Here is a 3,013-nt window from a genome sequence, read left to right on the forward strand (position 1 = left end):
GACGAACGTCGAGGCCTCCATGTCCTCGCCCTCGTCCCTGCTGCACTGGACCCGCCGCATGATCGAGATCCGCAAGCAGAACCAGGCCTTCGGCCTCGGCTCCTACACGGAACTCCAGTCCTCCAACCCCGCGGTCATCGCCTTCCTGCGCGAAGCCCCCTCGACCGAGGGCAAGGAGGACGACCTCGTCCTGTGCGTGCACAACTTCTCCCGCTTCGCCCAGCCCACCGAACTGGACCTGCGGGCCTTCAACGGCCGCCACCCCGTCGAGCTGATCGGCGGGGTGCGATTCCCGGCCATCGGGGAGCTGCCGTACTTGCTCACCCTCGCGGGCCACGGCTTCTACTGGTTCCGACTGCGCAAGGACGCCATCTGATCCAAGGACAGACTCCAGAACCCGGTCGGCGGGGCGGTTTCCTCCGTCCCGCCCTGGGCACGCATCAGTAACACCCCGACTCCCCCGGTCTCCCGGGCCCCTGGGGAAAGGACGCGACGTCATGTCGGAAGCCGCAATCCACTCTGTCACGGCCCCCGTCGCACGCCCCGAGTTGCTCGCGTCGCTCGATCCGCTCCTACGGGAATGGCTGCCACGGCAGCGCTGGTTCGCGGGCAAGGGCCGTCCGGTGACCGGGTTCTCCCTGGTGACGGCCAACGAACTGCTGCCCTCGACGGCTCAGCTGGGCCTGCTCCACCTGCTGGTCCGGGCGCACCAGCCGCTCACCCCCGCCCAGGGAGCCGGCACCCAGCCCGGCGACTGCTACCAACTGCTGATCGGCGTACGCGAGGCACTCCCACCGCACCTCGCGCCCGCGCTGATCGGACACGTGGAAGAGGGACCGCTGGCGGGGCACACGGTCTACGAGGCGCTGCACGACCCGCGCCCCGCCGACGTACTCCTGGAGGCCCTGCGCACCGAGGCCCGCGTCGGCGAGCTGCGCTTCGAACGGGACCGACGCCAGGAGATACGGGGCGGTCTGATACCGCGCCTGATCACCGCGGAACAGTCCAACTCGTCCCTGGTCTTCGGAGATACGTTCATCCTGAAGCTGTTGCGCCGCATCGTCCCGGGGGTGAACCCCGATCTGGAGCTGCCACTGACGCTCGCCCGGGAGGGCTGCCCCCGGGTGCCGGCACCGACGGCGTGGATGGCCGCCGACCTGGGCGGGGAGACGTACGTCCTGGGAGTGCTGCAACCCTATGTCCAGGGCGCGGTGGACGGCTGGGAGCTGGCGCTGAGCGAACTGGCCAAGGAGAGCGAACCGGCCAAGGACGGCTGTCGCGGCGGCGAGGGCTTCACAGGGGAGGCGCGGGCGCTGGGCCGGGCCACCGCCGAGGTGCACACGGCCCTCGCCCGGGCCCTGCCCACGGCCACGCTGGGGCACGTGCAGATGGAACTGCTCGTCGGCGGCATGACCGAGCGGCTGGCCGCGGCAGCGCAGGCGGTGCCCGCGCTGCGACCGTACGCCGCCGGTCTGCGCACCGCCTTCGAGGCGCTGGCCGACCTGGCCACCGAGGGCCAGACCTGGACCGCCCAGCGCATACACGGGGATCTGCACCTCGGCCAGTGCCTGCGCGCGCCCTCCGGGGAGTGGTCGCTCATAGACTTCGAGGGCGAGCCCTCGAAACCGCTCGCCGAGCGCCGTATGCCCCAGCCGCCCCTGCGGGACATAGCGGGGATGCTCCGCTCCTTCGACTACGCGGCCCACGCCGTCCCCGGGGCCCTCGGCTCCGCTCGCGCAGGGGCAATCCCGCCGGTGCCCGACTGGGCCGACACCTGCCGGGCCGCGTACTGCGCCGGATACGCGGAGGTCGCCGGCCGTGACCCGCGCGCCGATCCCGTACTCCTGCGCGCCTACGAGACGGACAAGGCGATCTACGAAGTCCTGTACGAGGCCCGGCACCGGCCCGACTGGCTGCCGGTACCGATGGCGGCGATACGCCGACTCGCCGCATCCCCCTGACCTTCCCCACCTCACCCCGCCGAGGAGGCCCTGCCCGTGACGCCCCGCCCCCCGTCCGACGACAGTCCGAAGAAGAACGGTGCCAAGAAGCCGGCTGCCGCCGAGAAGGCGGCGGTGAAGAAAGCGACGGTCAAGAAGGCTGCGGTCAAGAAGGCTGCCGTCCAGAAGGCCGCTGCTCAGAAGCCTGCCGGGAGCAAGGCCGCGAAGGATGCGAAGGTCTCGGCGGTCTCCAAGGTCTCGAAGAAGGGGGCCGGGGCGAGGGTTCCCGAACCGCGCGCCGCCGAGCCGAGGGGCGCCGAGCCCGTGGTCGGGGTTTTTGAGCCCGCCGTCGTCGACAGCGCTCCCGTCTTCGCCGGGGTGGAACCCGCTGACCGCGAGCGGCTGCTCTCCGGCACGCACCATGATCCGCACGGGGTGCTCGGCGCCCATCAGGTACCCGGCGGTGTGGCCTTCCTGGCCTTCCGTCCGTACGCGCTCGGGGTGACCGTCGTGACGGACGACCTGCGGGCCGAGCTGCACGACGACGGGGACGGGTTCTTCTCGGCGCTGGTGCCGCTGCGCGCGGTCCCGGAGGCGTACCGGCTGCTCGTCGCGTACGAGGGGACGGTTCAGGACACCGAGGACGCGTACCGCTTCCTGCCCGCGCTCGGGGAGTTCGATCTCCATCTGCTCGGCGAGGGACGCCACGAGGAGCTGTGGCGCGCCCTGGGTGCGGAGCCGATGGTGCACCAGGGGGTGGCCGGCACCCGTTTCACGGTCTGGGCGCCGAACGCCCGCGGTGTCCGCCTCGCCGGCACCTTCAACTTCTGGGACGGCACCGGGTTCCCGATGCGGTCGCTCGGCTCCTCCGGGGTGTGGGAGCTGTTCGTACCGGCGATCGGCGAGGGCGAGCTCTACAAGTTCGAGATCACCCGCCCGGACGGCTCCCGCACCCTGCGGGCCGACCCGATGGCCCGGCGGACCGAGGTCCCGCCGCGCACGTCGTCGATCGTGCAAGCCTCGCACCACGTGTGGACGGACGAGGAGTGGATGGCGGCCCGGGGGGCCCGTCC

General features: G+C 71.7%; 3 protein-coding genes. All 3 read left to right on the forward strand.

The genetic code is table 11. From position 1 onward, the window contains the following. Positions 1-376: alpha-glucosidase C-terminal domain-containing protein (locus tag AQJ27_RS51205; protein WP_208948625.1), on the forward strand; the 376-nt coding region annotated here is incomplete at its 5' end. Between the two features lie 121 nt (positions 377-497). After that, on the forward strand, positions 498-1,961 hold the full coding sequence (locus tag AQJ27_RS51210; RefSeq protein WP_067385956.1) for a maltokinase N-terminal cap-like domain-containing protein: 1,464 nt from the start codon (positions 498-500) through the stop codon (positions 1,959-1,961). Positions 1,962-1,997: 36 nt separating this feature from the next. Beyond that, positions 1,998-3,013, forward strand: a 1,016-nt coding sequence (locus AQJ27_RS51215; protein ID WP_425275298.1) for a GlgB N-terminal domain-containing protein, incomplete at its 3' end; no start/stop codon positions are given.

This window comes from Streptomyces olivochromogenes, from assembly GCF_001514115.1.
Taxonomy (GTDB): domain Bacteria; phylum Actinomycetota; class Actinomycetes; order Streptomycetales; family Streptomycetaceae; genus Streptomyces; species Streptomyces olivochromogenes.

Coding starts and splice junctions, on each gene's coding strand:
- AQJ27_RS51210 (WP_067385956.1), top strand. CDS start 498: ATGTCGGAAGCCGCAATCCACTCTGTCACGGCCCCCGTCGCACGCCCC.